Here is a 17,237-nt window from a genome sequence, read left to right on the forward strand (position 1 = left end):
GAAATGGAAGAACTAAACTCGCTTTTTCACGGATTCAGCGTCATCCTGACGCCGATGAACATCGTCCTGATGTTCGTGGGCATCATTCTGGGCGTGCTGATCGGCGTGCTGCCCGGCCTGGGCGGCGCCAACGGGGTGGCCATTTTGCTGCCGCTCACGTTCACGATGTCGCCCACTTCGGCCATCATCATGCTGTCCTGCATCTATTGGGGTGCGCTTTTTGGTGGTGCGATCACCTCCATCCTGTTCAACATACCGGGAGAGCCCTGGTCGGTAGCAACCACCTTTGACGGCTACCCGATGGCTCAACAAGGCAAGGCGGGCGCCGCACTGACAGCCGCGTTCACTTCATCTTTCGTCGGTGCCTTTGTTGCCGTCGTGATGATCACCTTTCTGGCACCCCTGGTGGCCAAGTTCGCACTCAAGTTCGGTCCACCTGAGTTCTTTGCGGTCTACCTTCTGACCTTCTGTAGTTTCGTGGGCATGGGCAAAGGCTCTCCGTTCAAGATCCTCGCGTCCATGACGCTCGGCTTTGCATTGGCATCCGTCGGCATGGACACCGTAACCGGCCAGCTGCGCCTGACCTTCGGGATCCCGGACCTTATGCGCGGCTTCGATTTCCTGATCGCGGTGATCGGCCTGTTCGGCATCGGCGAGATTCTTCTGTCCATGGAAGAAGGACTGGCGTTCTCCGGCAAAAGCGCCAAGATCGACCCCAAGGTCGTGCTCGAGACATGGAAAAAACTGCCGAAGTACTGGATGACGTCGGTTCGCAGTTCGCTGATCGGCATCTGGATGGGTATCACCCCTGGCGGCGCAACCCCGGCCTCATTCATGAGTTACGGCCTTGCCAAGAAAATGTCGAAAAACGGCTCGAAGTTCGGCACCGGCGAAATCGAAGGTGTCATTGCTCCCGAAACCGCAGCCCATGCCGCCGGCACCAGCGCCCTGCTGCCCATGCTGGCACTGGGAATTCCGGGTTCACCCACCGCAGCTGTGCTGCTGGGCGGCTTGCTCATCTGGGGCCTGCAGCCCGGGCCACTGCTGTTCGTTGAGCAAAAAGACTTCGTCTGGGGACTGATTGCCAGCATGTACCTGGGCAACCTTGTAGGACTGATCGTTGTGCTGACCACGGTCCCGCTGTTTGCCTCCATCCTGCGCATCCCGTTCTCAATCATTGCCCCCATCATTGTGGTCATCTGCGCCATCGGCGCCTACACCGTCCACAACGCCATGTTGGACATCTGGTTCATGATGCTGTTCGGCGTGGTCGGCTACCTCTTCAAGAAACTGGACTATCCACTCGCACCGCTGGTGCTGGCGCTGGTCCTTGGAGACAAGGCCGAAGACTCGTTCCGCCAAGCGATGCTCGTGTCGCAAGGCGAAATGTCCATCATGTGGTCTAACCCGCTGGTAGGCGGCATCACGACACTTGCCCTGGTTTTGCTGCTGTGGCCACTGATCTCCCGCCTTCTGGCCAAAATTCGCCCGCCCAAAAAGAGTGAATTTGCAGCGGAACAGCCTGTGGACTAAACATTCGAGCCCATAACAAAAAAGCCGGGTATATCACCCGGCTTTTTTTATTCCCGCTTCGGTTTTCTGTCAGATCTTGCCGCGCTGCTTGAGTCGACTCAGGGTTTCTGCTGACAGGTTCAGGTAGGACGCCAATTCTTTCTTGGGAATGCGGTCAAACAGTTCGGGATGCTTGCGCTGAAACCGCTTGACGCGGCCCGGTGCATCCAGCAGATGCAGCGTAATGGTATGGGCCATGATTTCGCTCATCAAGCGCATTACGTAATACTCGAAAGACTGCTTGATTTCGTGATGACGCTCCAGAAATGCCACCCACTCCTGCAGCGGCAGCTTTGCCACCCGGACCTTGGTCACGCAAACGGTGCTGTAAGGCGTGGGCGTACCGAGGCGCCATGCGGCATAGCTGGTTTCCATGTCTCGTTCGTCGGCAAAACGAAGAATCATCTCCTTGGCCTGCTCATTGGTTACCACCCGCTTCAGGATGCCTTCAAGGATGAAATATTGCTCCATTTCATGCACCCCCTGATGCAGGAGCGAGTCACCCTTCTGACCATCAACAATCACTAGATGCGGCTCCAGTTCAGCACTCTGCTCCGTCGTAATTCCCTTCAGAACTATGTTCTGTGCCAGCTGAACACGAATGACATTTCTATCTGGATGGTTTTGTATGGACAACATGGGTTGGGAGGGTGCGGAACTGACACGTTTGTGCGGTCCAAATACAGAGAAAGTTGACCTCGGTCAAGGGTGAAACCTGAATCAATTCCTATGATAACCCGACGATGCAAATGACCCTCGTGCATGCCGATGGACAGCCAGGCCTGCTCAATTTTTACCCAAGTCAAACGAAGAGACATTTCAAATGACAAAAGACACCCAATCCGGAGAGCAGACAGATGGATTTCACCTGCTGATCGACGCGCTCAAGCTCAATGGCATTGACACGATCTTCGGCTTGCCCGGTATTCCCATCACCGACCTGACGCGTAAGGCGCAGGCTGAGGGCATCCGCATGATTTCGTTCCGCCACGAGCAGCATGCCGGTAATGCCGCAGCTGCCGCGGGCTTCCTGACGCAAAAGCCCGGCATTTGCCTGACGGTGTCGGCGCCCGGTTTCCTCAACGGTCTCACAGCACTGGCGAACGCAACGACCAACTGCTTCCCGATGATCCTGATCAGCGGCTCGAGCGAGCGCGAGATTGTGGACCTTCAGCAGGGTGACTACGAAGAAATGGACCAGCTGGCAATTGCCAAGCCATTGTGCAAAGCAGCATTTCGCGTCCTCCACGCCGAAGACATTGGCGTCGGCATCGCGCGCGCCATCCGGTCGGCGCTGTCCGGCCGCCCTGGCGGCGTCTACCTCGACCTGCCGGCCAAACTGTTCGGGCAGACCATGGATGCAGCAGCCGGCAAAAAGTCGCTCATCAAGGTTGTGGACCCCGCTCCCCGCCAGATCCCGGCGCCCGATTCGGTCAAACGCGCGCTCGACCTGCTCAAAGGTGCCAAACGGCCACTGATCGTGTTGGGCAAAGGCGCAGCCTATGCGCAGTGCGATGCCGATATCCGTGCCCTGATCGAAAAAACCGGCATCCCCTACCTGCCGATGTCCATGGCCAAGGGCCTGTTGCCTGACACGCACACACAGTCGGCCTCTGCCACCCGCTCCCACGTACTGGCGGAAGCCGATGTTGTGATGCTGGTCGGCGCGCGCCTGAACTGGCTGCTGTCACATGGCAAAGGCAAGACCTGGGGCGGCCCGAACGCCGACACCCGGCAGTTCATCCAGATCGACATCTCGCCGACCGAGATGGACAGCAACGTACCGATCGCCGCACCGCTGGTCGGCGACATCGGCTCGTGCGTCTCGGCATTGCTGGAAGGTTTAGGCTCAAAGTGGGCAAAACCACCGGTCGAATGGACTCAAGGGATCAACGAACGCAAGGACAAGAATCTGTCCAAGATGGCGGCAACCCTGGCGCTGAACCCGCCGACGATGAACTTCCACAGCGCGCTGAATGTCATCCGCAATGCGGTTAAAGAGCGCCCCGATGCCATCGTTGTCAACGAAGGCGCGAATACGCTGGATTTCGCGCGCAGCATTATCGACATGTACGAACCGCGCAAACGCCTTGACGTCGGCACCTGGGGCATCATGGGCATCGGCATGGGCTTTGCCGTTGCCGCTGCCGTCACTACGGGTAAACCCGTAATCGCGATCGAAGGCGATAGCGCCTTCGGTTTCAGCGGAATGGAAGTCGAGACGATTTGCCGCTACAACCTCCCCGTCTGCGTTATCGTCTTCAACAACAACGGCATTTACAAGGGCACCGACGTGAATCCTCGCGGCGGCGATGTGGCGCCCACCGTTTTCGTCAAGAACGCACGCTACGAGATGATGATGCAGGCTTTCGGCGGGGTGGGCGTTTTGGCCAACACGCCGGCCGAATTGGCGAAGGCGCTGGACGAAGCCGTTAAATCTGGCAAGCCGACCCTGATCAACGCCATCATCGACGAAACCGCAGGAACCGAAAGTGGTCGAATCACCAGCCTGAATCCGCAGAGTGCTGCAGCAAAGAAGTAATCCAAAGCCATCCCAAGGAGAAATCAAAATGAGCAACAAACCACTCGCAGGCATCAAAATCATCGACTTCACCCACGTTCAGGCCGGTCCGGCCTGCACTCAGATGCTGGCCTGGTTCGGCGCTGACGTAATCAAGGTCGAGCGTCCTGGCTCTGGCGACGTTACCCGAAGCCAGTTGCGTGACATCGAAGGCGCTGACGCGCTGTATTTCACCATGCTCAACAGCAACAAGCGCGGACTGACGCTGGACACCAAAAAGCCCGAAGGCAAGGAAGTGTTGGAGAGGCTCATCAAGGAATCCGACGTGATGGTCGAGAATTTTGGTCCCGGCGCACTGGACCGTATGGGATTCACCTGGGAACACATCCAGTCACTCAACCCAAAAATGATTCTGGCATCCGTCAAGGGTTTCTCTGACGGCCACCACTACGAAGACCTGAAGGTTTACGAAAACGTGGCCCAGTGCGCAGGCGGCGCAGCGTCCACCACCGGCTACTGGAAAGGCGAGAACTCAGGCCCCACCATTTCGTCTGCCGCTTTGGGCGACAGCAATACCGGCATGCACCTGGCCATCGGTATTTTGACGGCTTATATCGGCCGCCAGAAGACTGGCAAGGGCCAAAAAGTCGCCGTGTCCATGCAGGACAGTGTGCTCAACCTGTGCCGCGTCAAAATGCGCGACCAGTTACGCCTGGACAACCTTGGCTACCTGGAAGAGTACCCGCAATACCCGCATGAAATGGAAGCTTTCAAAGACGGCGTGGTACCGCGCGGCGCCAATGCCGGCGGTGGCGGACAACCCGGCTGGATTTTGAAATGCAAGGGTTGGGAAACTGACCCCAACGCCTACATCTATTTCACGGTCCAGGGTCACGCCTGGGAGCCGATCTGCGACGCATTGGGCAAACCCGAGTGGAAAACCGACCCGGCCTACACCACGGCCAAAGCACGTCAGCCGCACATCATGGACATCTTCGCGACGATTGAAGCATTCATTGCCGACAAGACCAAGTTCGAAGCCGTGGACGTCTTCCGAAAATTTGATATTCCTTGCGCGCCCGTGTTGTCGATGAAGGAGTTGTTGCATGACAAATCCTTGCGCGCCAGTGGCTCCATCGTTGAAGTACCGCACAAGGTGCGCGGTAGCTACTTCACCGTGGGCAGCCCGATCAAGTTCTCTGACACCAAGCCCGAAGTAACGGCATCACCCCTGCTGGGCGAACACACCGATGAGGTTCTGGCCGAACTCGGCTACAGCAAAGACCAAATCGCGGCCATGCACACTGCAAAAGCAGTGTGAGCGCAATCTTGAAGTAGCGGTCTTGATGGCCCAGAAAGACGGCGTTCAGATTGAGCGCCGTTTTTTTTAAGGCCTCAGTCAGCTTGTTTTCCAGCAACAGGAGTGGACATATGCAAACAACAACCGACCTGAAACAGCTCGTGGAAGCTGTTGGCGATGCCATCGTAGCTTCCGATGCCGACGGTGCAATTGTCTTATGGAATCCTGCGGCCCGGCGGATGTTTGGCTTCACGGAAGAAGAGGCGCTGGGTAAATCGCTGGACATCATCATCCCGCAGCGCCAGCAGCAGCGCCACTGGGACGGCTATCACAAGACCATGGCGACCGGGCAAACGCGGTATGGCAACGATGTCCTTCGTGTGCCCGCAGTGCACAAGGACGGGCATGGATTGTCCATTGCCTTTACCGTCGCGCTGTTACATACCCCGGATAACAAGGTATCAGCGATCGTCGCGGTGATCCGCGATGAAACCGCCCGCTTTGCCGAAGAACGCAACCTGAAAAAGCGCCTGACGGAGCTTGAGATGCAGCTTGCCCCTCAGGTTAATACACCCTAACCCAAACCGTACAGGCACACCACTGGAGCAGTGATTAACATAGGGGTGAACCGGGCACACGATGTCTCGGCCATGGCTCAAACCATGCGTAAACACCCAATTTTTCAACTTCCCGGCAGGAACTTTCATGAGCAAAGCGTTAGACGGCGTTCGCATCCTTGACTTCACCCACGTCCAATCAGGGCCGACGTGCACCCAATTGCTGGCTTGGTTCGGCGCTGACGTCATCAAGGTCGAGCGCGCAGGCGAAGGCGACGCGACGCGCGGGCAGTTGCGCGACATTCCCGGTGTGGACAGTCTGTACTTCACCATGCTCAACCATAACAAGCGCTCGATCACGCTGGACACCAAAAAGCCGAAAGGCAAAGAGGTTCTGGACACTTTGATCAAGGAATGCGACGTGCTGGTGGAGAACTTTGCGCCTGGCGCGCTCGACCGCATGGGCATCACCTGGGAACACATCCAGAAGCTCAATCCCCGGATGATCGTCGCCTCGGTGAAAGGTTTCGGCCCCGGCCGCTACGAAGATTGCAAGGTTTATGAAAACGTTGCACAGTGTGCCGGCGGTTCAGCCTCTACTTCCGGCTTCGACGATGGCCCACCCATGGTCACCGGCGCACAAATTGGTGACAGCGGAACCGGCCTGCACCTTGCCCTGGGCATCGTCGCAGCCCTCTATCAACGCAACACCACGGGGCGTGGCCAGAAAGTGCTGGCGCCCATGCAGGATGCCGTGCTGAACCTGTGCCGGGTCAAACTGCGCGACCAGCAGCGCCTGGAGCGCACAGGCACCATGCATGAGTACCCGCAGTACCCCGACGGCAAGTTCGGCGAAGCCGTGCCGCGCGCAGGCAATGCGTCCGGCGGCGGCCAGCCGGGCTCCATCCTGAAATGCAAGGGCTGGGAGACCGACCCCAACGCGTATATCTACTTCATCACCCAGGGCGCCGTGTGGCCAGCCGTGTGCAAGGTGATCGGCGAAGAAGGCTGGATTGACGACGAAGCTTTCGCGACGCCGGCGGCCCGGCTACTGCATTTGAAGCCCATCTTCGCGCGCATCGAGAAATGGACCATGACCAAGACCAAGTTCGAGGCCATGGAGATTCTGAACAAGTACGACATTCCCTGCGGCCCCATCCTGTCGATGAAGGAGATCTCGGAAGAACCCGGGCTCCGCGAAACGGGCACCATTGTTGAAGTCGATCACCCCACCCGCGGCAAGTACCTGACCGTGGGCAATCCGATCAAGATGTCGGACAGCGCCACAGAAGTCACGCGCTCACCCCTGCTAGGCGAACACACCGACGAGGTATTGACGCAATTAGGCTACGGCGCCGACTACATCGCCGAATTACGAGCCGAACGCGTCATCTAGGTCGGGCACCCCCAACGCCACCCACGCCAGCCATACAGCGAGCCCACACGCTTCATGAACCACCCCATCATTCCCATCGCCGTCATCGACGCCTCCAAGCAGCGAAAGCGTCAAGCACCCAAGGGGCGCCGCGTCGACCCGCACTCGCTGGCCGAAGTGCAGAGCCTGCTGGGCACCGAGTCGCGTCAGCCGGACCTGCTGATCGAACATCTGCACAAGATTCAGGATAAGTTCGGTCATCTGTCGGCCGCCCATCTGGCCGCACTGGCTCAGGAGATGAGGCTGGCGCAGACCGAGGTCTATGAGGTGGCAACCTTCTATCACCACTTCGACGTGGTCAAGGAGGGCGAAGCCGCTCCAGCCGCACTCACGGTGCGGGTCTGCGATGGCCTTTCTTGCGAGATGGCAGGCGCCAAGGACCTGCTGGCCAAGCTCCCTGCCCTGCTCGGCCGCGAAGTCCGGGTCATTGCCGCGCCTTGCATAGGCCGCTGCGAGCAGGCACCAGCAGTTGTGGTGGGACAAAACCCGGTACCCAATGCCAGCTGCGAAACCGTAATGGCGACCGTCGCAGCAGCAGCTGTGCAGCACGTTCCTGACGGCTTTATCGACCTGCCCACTTACCAGGCAGCCGGTGGTTACGCCTTGCTCAAGCACTGCATCTCAGGCGAACGCGATGTCGAGTCGGTTCTCAAGACCATGGAAGACTCCGGCCTTCGTGGACTGGGTGGCGCCGGCTTTCCTTCAGGCCGCAAGTGGCGCATCGTGCGTGCTGAAAAAGGCCCGCGCCTGATGGCGGTGAACATCGACGAAGGCGAGCCTGGCACTTTCAAGGACCGCGTCTACCTGGAGCGAGACCCGCACCGCTTCCTCGAAGGCATGCTGATTGCCGCCTGGGCCGTCGGCATCGAGAAGATCTACGTTTACTTGCGTGACGAGTACCACGGCTGCCGCAACATGCTGGAGGCCGAACTGGCCAGGTTGCGGCTAGACCCACTGATGGCCGGCATGCCGGAAATCGAACTGCGCCGCGGCGCAGGCGCTTATATCTGCGGTGAAGAGTCGGCCATGATCGAGTCCATCGAAGGTAAACGCGGCATGCCCCGGTTGCGTCCGCCCTATGTAGCGCAGGTAGGCCTGTTTGGCCGGCCGACGCTTGAGCACAACTTCGAGACGCTGTACTGGGTGCGCGACATCCTGGAAAAAGGCGGCGAGTGGTTCGCTTCGCACGGCCGCAATGGCCGCAAAGGCTTGCGCTCGTTCTCTGTGTCCGGACGGGTAAAGGAGCCTGGCGTCAAGCTGGCACCGGCCGGCATCACCATCCAGGAGCTGATCGACGAATACTGCGGCGGCATGCTGGACGGCCAGAAGTTTTATGCTTACCTGCCCGGCGGTGCTTCAGGCGGCATCCTGCCCGCCACGATGAACACCATCCCGCTGGACTTCGACACGCTGCAGCCTTACGGCTGTTTCATCGGCTCGGCCGCCGTGATGATCCTGTCCGACAAGGACACGGCCACCGACGCGGCGCGCAACATGATGCGATTCTTCCACCACGAGTCCTGCGGCCAGTGCACGCCCTGCCGCGTCGGCACGGCGAAAGCGGCGCATCTTATGGAGCAGCCCAAGTGGGACCTCGCCCTGCTGGCAGACCTGTCCCTGGTCATGCGTGATGCATCGATCTGCGGCCTCGGCCAAGCGGCTCCCAATCCCATGGACTGCGTCATCAAGTACTTCCCACACGAGCTGGCTTGAGCACCGCGTCAACAAGACAAGAGGCACCACGATGAATGCAATTACCCGCCAGGAACTCGCCGAACTCGACGCACCGCTTGTGAGCTTCAGCCTCAACGGCCGCGAAGTCCAGGGCCGCGCCACCGAATCACTACTCCAGGTCGCCAAGCGCGAGGGCGTAGAGATCCCGCACCTGTGCTTCAAGGAAGGCATGGAAGCCGTCGGCAACTGCCGCTCCTGCATGGTCGAGATCAACGGTGAGCGCGTGCTCGCTCCCTCATGCTGCCGTGCGCCGGCAGCCGGCATGAAGGTCGTCACCGACAGCGAACGCGCCGTGGCCTCGCAAAAGCTGGTGCTCGAGCTGCTGCTGTCAGACATGCCCGAAAAGGAATACACCCGTAACAACGAGGTAGACCAATGGGCTGCCAAGATCGGCGTGGGCAAGCCCCGCTTTGAGGCGCGCCAGCAGGTGCGCCAGGATGTGTCGCACCCCGCCATCGCTGTGAACCTCGACGCCTGCATCCAGTGCACACGCTGCCTGCGCGCCTGCCGTGACGAACAGGTGAACGACGTGATCGGGCTGGCCTTCCGCGGCGACCAGGCCAAGATCGTCTTTGACATGGATGACCCGATGGGCATGTCCACCTGCGTGGCCTGCGGCGAATGCGTGCAGGCCTGCCCTACCGGAGCCCTGATGCCGGCGCGCGAAGCTGCCCTGACGGTACCCGACAAACAGGTCGAGTCGGTCTGCCCCTACTGCGGCGTGGGCTGCCAGCTGACCTACAACGTCAAGGACGACAAGATTCTTTTTGTGGAAGGCCGCGACGGCCCTGCCAACCACGAGCGCCTGTGCGTCAAGGGCCGCTACGGTTTTGACTATGCCCACCACCCGCACCGCCTGACCAAGCCGCTGATCCGCCGCGAAGGCATGCCGAAAACCGGCGACTTCACGATGGACCCGGACCGCGTGATGGACGTCTTCCGCGAAGCGAGCTGGGAAGAAGCGCTGGAGTTCGCTGGCGGCAAGCTGGCAGCCATCCGCGACCAGCATGGCAAGAAATCGCTGGCCGGCTTTGGCTCTGCCAAGGGCAGCAACGAGGAAGCCTACCTGTTCCAGAAGCTGGTGCGCACCGGTTTCGGCAGCAACAATGTGGACCACTGCACGCGCCTGTGCCATGCGTCCTCGGTCGTCGCCCTGCTGGAAGGCATTGGTTCTGGCGCCGTCTCCAACCCCGTCATGGATGTCACCAAGGCCGACGTCGTTGTGATCATCGGCGCCAACCCGACGGTGAACCACCCGGTGGCCGCCACCTGGATCAAGAACGCCGTGAAAAACGGCACCAAGCTGATCGTGATGGATCCGCGCCGCTCGGACCTGACCCGCGTGGCGCACCGCCACCTGCAGTTCAAGCCCGATACCGATGTGCCCATGCTCAACGCGATGATGAATGTCATCGTGACCGAGGGCCTGGTGGACCAGGCGTTCATCGACAGCCGCACCATCGGCTACGAAGAACTGCGCAAGAACGTTGAGGGCTACACACCCGAGCTGATGGCGCCGATCTGCGGCATCGACGCCGACACGCTGCGTTATGTGGCCCGGCTGTTCGCCACTTCCAAAGGCTCGATGATCCTGTGGGGCATGGGTGTGTCGCAGCACGTGCACGGCACCGACAACGCGCGTTGCCTGATCGCCCTTTCGCTGATGACCGGCCAGATCGGCCGTCCCGGTACCGGCCTGCATCCCCTGCGCGGCCAGAACAACGTGCAGGGCGCGTCCGACGCGGGCCTGATCCCCATGATGCTGCCAGACTACCAGCATGTGTCCAAGCCCGAGGTCCGAGCCAGTTTCGAGAAGGCCTGGAAGCTGGCCCCCGGCACCCTGGACGACCAGGTCGGCCTGACGGTGGTCGAAGTGATGCACGCCATCAAAAAAGGCGGCATCAAGGGGATGTATGTGCAAGGCGAGAACCCGGCCATGTCCGACCCGGACGCCAACCACGCGCGAGAAGCTCTGGCGGCGCTCGATCACCTCGTGGTGCAGGACATCTTCCTGACCGAAACGGCCTATCTGGCGGACGTGATTTTGCCGGCCAGCGCCTTCCCGGAAAAAGACGGCAGCTTTACCAACACCGACCGCCTCGTGCAGATGGGCCGCAAGGCGATCAACCCGCCCGGCGATGCACGCCAGGACCTCTGGATCATTACGCAGATCGCCAACCGCATGGGTTGCGGCTGGCACTACAACCATGTCAGCGAAGTCTTCGACGAGATGCGCCACACCATGCCCAGCATCGGCGGCATCACCTGGGAGCGGCTTGACCGCGAGCATTCGGTCACCTACCCCTGCATGAAGGAAGGCGATCCCGGCCAGTCGGTGGTGTTCGTGGACGACTTTCCCCGCGAAGGCGGCCGCGCGAAGTTCGTGCCGGCCGACATCATCCCGGCCGACGAGCGCCCGGACACCGAATATCCGATGGTGCTGATCACCGGGCGCCAGCTGGAGCATTGGCACACCGGCAGCATGACACGGCGCGCGACGGTGCTCGATGCGATCGAGCCGGATCCGGTTGCGTTGGTGCACCCCCTGGATCTTGCGGCCTTGGGCGGCAAACCGGGCGATGTCGTGACCATCGAGTCACGCCGCGGCAAGGTGGAGCTGTATGCCCGCGCCGACGAAAGCTCGCCACGCGGCGCGGTTTTTGTACCTTTCTGTTACTACGAGGCAGCCATCAACAAGCTGACCAACGCCGCGCTGGACCCGTTTGCGAAGATCCCGGAGTTCAAATACTGCGCGATCCGCGTGTCGCTGGGCGGCGTGCCACCCGAGCAGGATAGCTACGGCGGTGGGCAAGCGCTGAAGAACTCGATCGCTCTTGCAGGGTTCTGAGTATTTTTGGCAGCAATGAGAAGCAGGGCATGAGCGGCCCGCCTCTGCTGCTCAAAGACAGCGCGTGAGTGCTATTAAATTTATAGCTGCTTACGCCCTTGCTTATTGGGGTTGAGGCCGATTTTTCCAATAGTTCATCCAGCGCCCCCGCTGCAAACCTCTGCGCCCGGCGGTAGAGCACCTGGATTGCAAGCGCCCTGCGTCTACGCTTGCGCAGGCGCCGGCATCACCACCACCCCATCCTCGTCGGCGTAGAGCCAGTCGCCCGGCCGCACCCAGACGCCCTGTATCTGCACAGCGATATCACGCAGGCCCGCCTGGCGCCTTTCCGTGGGCAGCGGCATGCTTGCCAGGGCGCGGATGCCGGTCTGGCATTGCGCCAGCTCCGCCACATCGCGCACGCAACCGTCAATCAGCACCCCTGCCCAGCCGTTTTTGGCGGCGGCGGCGCCCAGATTGCCGCCCAGTAGCGCGCGGCGCAGCGAGGCGCCCCCGTCCACCACCAGCACGCGCGCCTCGCCGGGCGACTCCACCGCCGCCTTGACCGGCGAGTTGTCCTCAAAACACTGAACGGTGACCACAGGCCCGCTGAACTTCTGGTGGCCGCCATAGCTTCTGAAAACCGGCGGAAGCACCCTGAAGCGGCCCGAGGTGTCGCCTTTGTGGAGGTCGCAGAGATCGCAGGTGGCGAAGGAGGCGAAGGAGGCGAAGGAGGCGAGATTGTCCTGGCTCATTTTCCGGTGACTTTCTTGATGACGGGTTTGATGTCTTCGCGCCGGGCGGGCAAGACCACCGCATTCTCGCGGGGGGCGTTCAGCACGATGGAGGTCGAGGTCTCGGTGAGGATGCAGAATTTGGTCACCACCGCATCCAGGTGTGCCACGTCGATCACTGCGATTTCCAGCACCCAGCTGTCCTCGCCGGTGACGTTGTAGGCATTGATCACTTCGGGCGTCTGCTCGATCAGCTTGACCACCCGGGCGTACTCGACCCGCCCTACCCGCGCGATAGCGCGTATGCCGTAACCCAGCCGCCCTAGGTCAACCTCGGCCCGGTAACCTTTGATCACGCCGCCCAGTTCGAGCTTGCGCACACGCTCCGTGACTGCCGGCTGGCTCAGGTGAACACGGCGGCCCAGCTCGGCCATGGTGATCCGCGCATCGCGCTGCAGTTCGCCGAGGATGCGGCTGTCGTAATGGTCCCATTCGGTGGTTTCGGTCATGTCGCTTTTCAAGCTTTAAATTTAAAGGCCAGCTGCAGTTTTGCCGTTAGTTTTGCATAGTCTGAAGGCGTTTGGCAACCTACCATGCAGGCATGACCTCCGCACTCATTTCATCCCCCGCCACCGGCAAAGCGCCGGCGCTTTTGATCCCTGCCCTGCTCGCCTGTTACCTGGTGTGGGGCTCCACTTACCTGGCAATCCGCTTTGCCCTGATCAGTTTTCCGCCTTTCTTCCAGATGGGCACGCGTTTCCTGGCGGCCGGCCTTCTGATGATGGCTTGGGTGCTGGTACGCGGGCACAAGCTGCCCAGCTGGCGCGAGTGGGCCAACGCCGCCGTCATCGGCACCCTGATGCTGGGCGGCGGGATGGGGCTGACAGCATCGGCTGAAGTTCACATCGGCTCCGGACTGATCGCCACCTTCATCGCGGTGGTTCCCATGATGGTGTCGGCCTGGGGCCTCCTGCTGGGCCAGCGGCCCAGCAGGCTGGAGTTCCTGGGCATGGTGGTGGGGCTGGCAGGTGTGCTGATGCTGGTGCAAGGCGCCAGCTTTAGCGCTGCTCCGGTCGGCATGGCGTGCATTGCGGGGGCGACCTTGCTGTGGTCACTCGGCTCGGTGCTGTCCACCACCCGGCTGCCGCTGGCGAATGGCCCCGCGGGTTTTGCCAGCGAAATGTTGTGTGGCGGCGCGGTGTTGATGGCGATTTCTCTTGCATTGGGTGAGCACCGCGAAGCCGCTGCCAACTGGCCCGCGCAGCCTGAAGCCGTGCTTGCGTGGCTCTATCTCGTGGTGTTTGGCTCGCTCATCGCCTTCAGCGCCTACCTCTATTTGCTGGCCAATGCCTCGCCTGCAGTAGCCACGAGCTATGCCTTTGTGAACCCCTTGATCGCGATTTTTCTGGGTGCATTCTTCGCCGGAGAGCACGTCACTGGGGGCGAATGGGCCGCTTGCGGCGTGATTCTCATGGGCGTTTTCCTGATTTTCAGAGGTAAATCTGCAACATCCAGGCGCAAATAAAGTGCGTTTGCACTAGGAAACTGCGTTTTTCTCCAGTAGCATCCGCATTGCCACAAGGAAGAGTAGTTATCCGTGTGGTGATTTATCAACTTCTAGAAGGAAAATCAATCATGGCAACTGCAAAAAAAGCACCGGCAAAAAAAGCGCCTGCTAAAAAGGCTGCTCCGGCAAAGAAAGTAGCTGCGAAGAAAGCAGCTCCTGCGAAGAAGGCTCCTGCGAAGAAAGCAGCTCCTGCAAAGAAGGTAGCCGCGAAGAAAGCAGCTCCCGCCAAGAAAGTTGCGGCCAAAAAGCCAGCAGCGAAAAAAGCGCCTGCCAAAAAGCGCACTCCCAATGCAGCGTTCATGAAGGCACTGACCTTGAGCCCGGCACTGGCAGCTGTGGTGGGCGACAAGCCTCTGCCACGTACCGAGATCGTCAGCAAGCTGTGGGTTTACATCAAATCCAAGGGCCTGCAGGACAAGGTCAACAAGCGCATGATCAACGCCGACGAAAAACTGCGTGCCGTTTTCGGCAAGGCGCAAGTGTCGATGTTCGAGATGGCTGGCCTGATCGGCAAGCACGTCAAGTAATCGGTTCTTACCGATATCAAAAGGCCGGTTTCTACCGGCCTTTTTTTATGCGCACGTGCTGCAGAGCCTATGTCATGCCCCCAAACCGCTGGCACGCTTCCTGCGTTACTCCGGCGCTCTTCCACCCGCTTCCATTAACGCCCAAAACAACCTGAAACGTCTGCTAATGCCATAGGGTTACTCGGTAGCCTGCCACCAACGGCACAGTCGAAAAACGACGCTATTGTTGCTAAGATAAAAAATTCCCTGCGGCACCGCCCGCACCAGACTTAACAAAACAAGACTCCATGTTGATGCCACTGCAGCTACTGCATTCAAAAACCGAGGCGGCGAAAAATTTCGCGCGCCCTGCCTGTCACCAGCGCGACGGTTTTTCCACAGCCCGCTCCAAGACCTGCCTTAGCATCCCGCGATAATGTTGCGCTTTATTTTTACCCGATTGAGCCTGATCATTCCCACCTTCCTGGGAATGACGCTGCTGGCCTTCTTCCTGATCCGAATGGTGCCGGGAGACCCGATTGAAACCATGGCGGGCGAACGCGGCATCGATCCGGTGCGCCACGCCCAATTGCTCAGGGAATTCGGCCTGGACAAGCCCGTTATGGTGCAGTACGGCATCTACATCGTCCGCGTGCTCAAGGGCGACCTCGGCAAGTCCCTCATCACACAGGAGCCCGTGCTGCGCGAGTTCCTCACGCTGTTTCCGGCCACCATCGAGCTGGCTGTCTGTGCCATTTTGTTTGCCTTGCTGATCGGTATCCCCGCCGGCATCCTGGCGGCGGTGAAACGAAACTCGATACTCGACCACGGCGTCATGGGGGTGTCCCTCACAGGGTATTCCATGCCGATTTTCTGGTGGGGGCTGCTGCTGATCCTGCTGTTCTCGGTGCAGCTCGGCTGGACACCCGTGTCGGGCCGGCTGTCGGTGCAGTACTTCATTGAGCCCACCACCGGCTTTCTGCTGATCGACTCGCTGCTGTCAGACGACAAGGGCGCGTTCTGGTCGGCCGCTTCCCACCTGATATTGCCCATGATCGTGCTGGGCACCAACCCGCTGGCAGTGATCGCACGCATGACGCGCTCGGCCATGCTGGAGGTGCTGGGCGAAGACTACATCCGCACCGCGCGCGCCAAAGGCCTTTCCAACCTGCGCGTGGTGGCCCTGCATGCACTGCGCAACGCGCTGATCCCGGTGGTCACCGTGATCGGCCTGCAGGTCGGCGTGCTGTTCACGGGCGCCATCCTCACTGAAACCATCTTTTCCTGGCCAGGCGTCGGCAAGTGGTTGATCGAAGCCATCAGCCGCCGCGACTACCCTGTGCTGCAGGGCGGCATTTTGCTGCTGGGCGCCATCGTCATGGCCGTCAACCTGCTGGTGGACATCACCTACGGCATCATTAACCCACGCATCAGGCACCAGCGATGAGCACGGCCACCTTGAAATCCGCCACCCCGAAACCGGGCACGCCCCCGGCGCCACCGCACCCTCTGCGCGAGTTCTGGAACTACTTCAGCGCCAACAACGGCGCCGTGATCGGCCTCGTCATTGTCATTGGCGTGTTGCTGATCGCGCTGTTCGCGCCGCTGCTGGCGCCGCACGCGCCCAATATCACCAACAATGCGGTGTTCCTCAAACCCCCAGCCTGGCAAACCGGCGGGTCATGGACTTACCCCCTGGGCACCGACGCCATCGGCCGGGACATCCTGACCAGGTTGATGTACGGCGCCCGCCTGTCGCTGGTCATCGGCCTGGCCGTGGTGGCACTGTCGGTGGTCGTCGGCACGGTGCTGGGCCTGCTGGCAGGCTTTTTCCGCGGCATCTTCGAGATCGCCGTGATGCGCCTCATGGACATCATCCTGACGCTGCCCAGCCTGCTGCTGGCCATCGTCATCGTAGCCATCCTCGGCCCCGGCCTGATGAACGCCATGCTGGCCGTGGCCATCGTCGTGCTGCCGCACTACGTGCGCATCACGCGCGCCGCCGTGATCGCCGAGACTTCGCGCGACTATGTGACGGCCGCGCGCATGAGCGGCGCCAGCCGCATCCGCCTGATGTTCAGCGAAATCCTGCCCAACTGCACGGCACCGCTGATCGTGCAAGCCTCGCTGGGTGTCTCGACCGCCATTCTCGACGCCGCCGCCCTGGGCTTCCTTGGTCTGGGCGCCCAGCCGCCCTCACCCGAATGGGGCACCATGCTGGCCGATGCCCGCGAATTTGTCTTGCGCGCCTGGTGGGTGGTCACCTTCCCCGGCCTCGCCATTTTGATCACTGTGCTGGCCTTCAATTTGCTCGGCGACGGACTGCGCGACGCGTTCGACCCGAAGTTAAAACGATGACCCCCGTTGCGGACTCACTTCGTGTAGCCGCCTCCCCCCCTTCCAGGGGGCGGCCACTGCGGCCCGGCAAAGCCGGTTCCGCGCGGCCACTGGCCATACCCTTGGACCGCCGCCAAAAGCAGCTTG

Annotated in this window: 14 protein-coding genes; 11 read left to right on the forward strand and 3 right to left on the reverse strand. The window is 60.6% G+C overall.

The annotated features are described in order from the left end of the window. Positions 1–3 precede the first annotated feature (3 nt). Complete coding sequence (locus AC1D1J_RS03795) at positions 4–1,533, forward strand: tripartite tricarboxylate transporter permease (protein ID WP_477685529.1); 1,530 nt, start codon at positions 4–6, stop codon at positions 1,531–1,533. Positions 1,534–1,602: 69 nt separating this feature from the next. Here AC1D1J_RS03795 and AC1D1J_RS03800 read toward each other — a convergent pair whose 3' ends face one another. Next, on the reverse strand, positions 1,603–2,211 hold the full coding sequence (locus AC1D1J_RS03800; RefSeq protein WP_477646571.1) for a Crp/Fnr family transcriptional regulator: 609 nt from the start codon (positions 2,209–2,211) through the stop codon (positions 1,603–1,605). 184 nt (positions 2,212–2,395) lie between these two features. On the opposite strand from AC1D1J_RS03800, the gene oxc reads away from it, so the two are divergent. The 6 genes from oxc to fdhF all read left to right on the forward strand — a co-directional run bounded on the left by oxc (position 2,396) and on the right by fdhF (position 11,967). Beyond that, entirely contained in the window at positions 2,396–4,114 is a 1,719-nt protein-coding gene (oxc, locus tag AC1D1J_RS03805; protein ID WP_477685528.1) for an oxalyl-CoA decarboxylase, read from the forward strand. A 28-nt stretch (positions 4,115–4,142) separates the two neighbouring features. After that, positions 4,143–5,414 (forward strand): formyl-CoA transferase, encoded by a 1,272-nt coding sequence (gene frc, locus AC1D1J_RS03810; protein ID WP_457280479.1) that lies wholly within the window; start codon positions 4,143–4,145, stop codon positions 5,412–5,414. Positions 5,415–5,524: 110 nt separating this feature from the next. Then, on the forward strand, positions 5,525–5,971 hold the full coding sequence (locus AC1D1J_RS03815) for a PAS domain-containing protein (protein WP_477685527.1): 447 nt from the start codon (positions 5,525–5,527) through the stop codon (positions 5,969–5,971). 127 nt (positions 5,972–6,098) lie between these two features. Then, positions 6,099–7,346 (forward strand): formyl-CoA transferase, encoded by a 1,248-nt coding sequence (gene frc, locus AC1D1J_RS03820; RefSeq protein ID WP_477685526.1) that lies wholly within the window; start codon positions 6,099–6,101, stop codon positions 7,344–7,346. A gap of 54 nt (positions 7,347–7,400) precedes the next feature. Beyond that, entirely contained in the window at positions 7,401–9,098 is a 1,698-nt protein-coding gene (locus AC1D1J_RS03825; RefSeq protein WP_477685525.1) for an NAD(P)H-dependent oxidoreductase subunit E, read from the forward strand. Positions 9,099–9,129: 31 nt separating this feature from the next. Next, a complete protein-coding gene (gene fdhF, locus AC1D1J_RS03830) occupies positions 9,130–11,967 on the forward strand; it encodes a formate dehydrogenase subunit alpha (protein WP_477685524.1) in 2,838 nt (945 codons plus the stop codon). A gap of 203 nt (positions 11,968–12,170) precedes the next feature. On the opposite strand, the gene rraA is transcribed toward fdhF, so the two are convergent. Next, positions 12,171–12,701 carry a ribonuclease E activity regulator RraA gene (rraA, locus tag AC1D1J_RS03835; RefSeq protein ID WP_477693922.1) on the reverse strand — a complete coding sequence of 177 codons (531 nt, stop codon included), beginning with the start codon at positions 12,699–12,701 and terminating at the stop codon, positions 12,171–12,173. Further along, positions 12,698–13,189: an Lrp/AsnC family transcriptional regulator gene (locus AC1D1J_RS03840; protein ID WP_092128104.1), complete on the reverse strand. Its 492-nt coding sequence runs from the start codon at positions 13,187–13,189 to the stop codon at positions 12,698–12,700. The genes rraA and AC1D1J_RS03840 overlap by 4 nt, the downstream gene beginning before the upstream one ends. A 92-nt stretch (positions 13,190–13,281) precedes the next feature. On the opposite strand from AC1D1J_RS03840, the gene yedA reads away from it, so the two are divergent. From yedA to AC1D1J_RS03860, 4 genes are all read left to right on the forward strand, one after another. Further along, positions 13,282–14,205, forward strand: coding sequence for a drug/metabolite exporter YedA (gene yedA / locus AC1D1J_RS03845; protein ID WP_477693923.1), 924 nt, complete (start codon positions 13,282–13,284; stop codon positions 14,203–14,205). 110 nt (positions 14,206–14,315) lie between these two features. Further along, positions 14,316–14,774 carry an SWIB/MDM2 domain-containing protein gene (locus AC1D1J_RS03850; RefSeq protein WP_122956824.1) on the forward strand — a complete coding sequence of 153 codons (459 nt, stop codon included), beginning with the start codon at positions 14,316–14,318 and terminating at the stop codon, positions 14,772–14,774. Between the two features lie 415 nt (positions 14,775–15,189). Next, a complete protein-coding gene (locus AC1D1J_RS03855) occupies positions 15,190–16,200 on the forward strand; it encodes an ABC transporter permease subunit (protein WP_477693924.1) in 1,011 nt (336 codons plus the stop codon). Continuing rightward, entirely contained in the window at positions 16,197–17,111 is a 915-nt protein-coding gene (locus AC1D1J_RS03860) for an ABC transporter permease subunit (RefSeq protein WP_477685520.1), read from the forward strand. Before AC1D1J_RS03855 ends, AC1D1J_RS03860 begins: the two co-directional genes overlap by 4 nt. The last annotated feature ends 126 nt before the right edge of the window (positions 17,112–17,237 follow it).

The organism is Polaromonas sp. P1_F8 (assembly GCF_056405635.1).

Bases quoted from the DNA above. Each gene is read 5' to 3' on its own strand.
- AC1D1J_RS03815 (WP_477685527.1), top strand. From the start codon at position 5,525: ATGCAAACAACAACCGACCTGAAACAGCTCGTGGAAGCTGTTGGCGAT.
- AC1D1J_RS03850 (WP_122956824.1), top strand. From the start codon at position 14,316: ATGGCAACTGCAAAAAAAGCACCGGCAAAAAAAGCGCCTGCTAAAAAG.
- frc (WP_457280479.1), top strand. From the start codon at position 4,143: ATGAGCAACAAACCACTCGCAGGCATCAAAATCATCGACTTCACCCAC.
- AC1D1J_RS03860 (WP_477685520.1), top strand. From the start codon at position 16,197: ATGAGCACGGCCACCTTGAAATCCGCCACCCCGAAACCGGGCACGCCC.
- oxc (WP_477685528.1), top strand. From the start codon at position 2,396: ATGACAAAAGACACCCAATCCGGAGAGCAGACAGATGGATTTCACCTG.
- frc (WP_477685526.1), top strand. From the start codon at position 6,099: ATGAGCAAAGCGTTAGACGGCGTTCGCATCCTTGACTTCACCCACGTC.
- yedA (WP_477693923.1), top strand. From the start codon at position 13,282: ATGACCTCCGCACTCATTTCATCCCCCGCCACCGGCAAAGCGCCGGCG.
- AC1D1J_RS03840 (WP_092128104.1), bottom strand. From the start codon at position 13,189: ATGACCGAAACCACCGAATGGGACCATTACGACAGCCGCATCCTCGGC.
- rraA (WP_477693922.1), bottom strand. From the start codon at position 12,701: ATGAGCCAGGACAATCTCGCCTCCTTCGCCTCCTTCGCCTCCTTCGCC.
- AC1D1J_RS03800 (WP_477646571.1), bottom strand. From the start codon at position 2,211: ATGTTGTCCATACAAAACCATCCAGATAGAAATGTCATTCGTGTTCAG.
- AC1D1J_RS03855 (WP_477693924.1), top strand. From the start codon at position 15,190: ATGTTGCGCTTTATTTTTACCCGATTGAGCCTGATCATTCCCACCTTC.
- AC1D1J_RS03825 (WP_477685525.1), top strand. From the start codon at position 7,401: ATGAACCACCCCATCATTCCCATCGCCGTCATCGACGCCTCCAAGCAG.
- fdhF (WP_477685524.1), top strand. From the start codon at position 9,130: ATGAATGCAATTACCCGCCAGGAACTCGCCGAACTCGACGCACCGCTT.
- AC1D1J_RS03795 (WP_477685529.1), top strand. From the start codon at position 4: ATGGAAGAACTAAACTCGCTTTTTCACGGATTCAGCGTCATCCTGACG.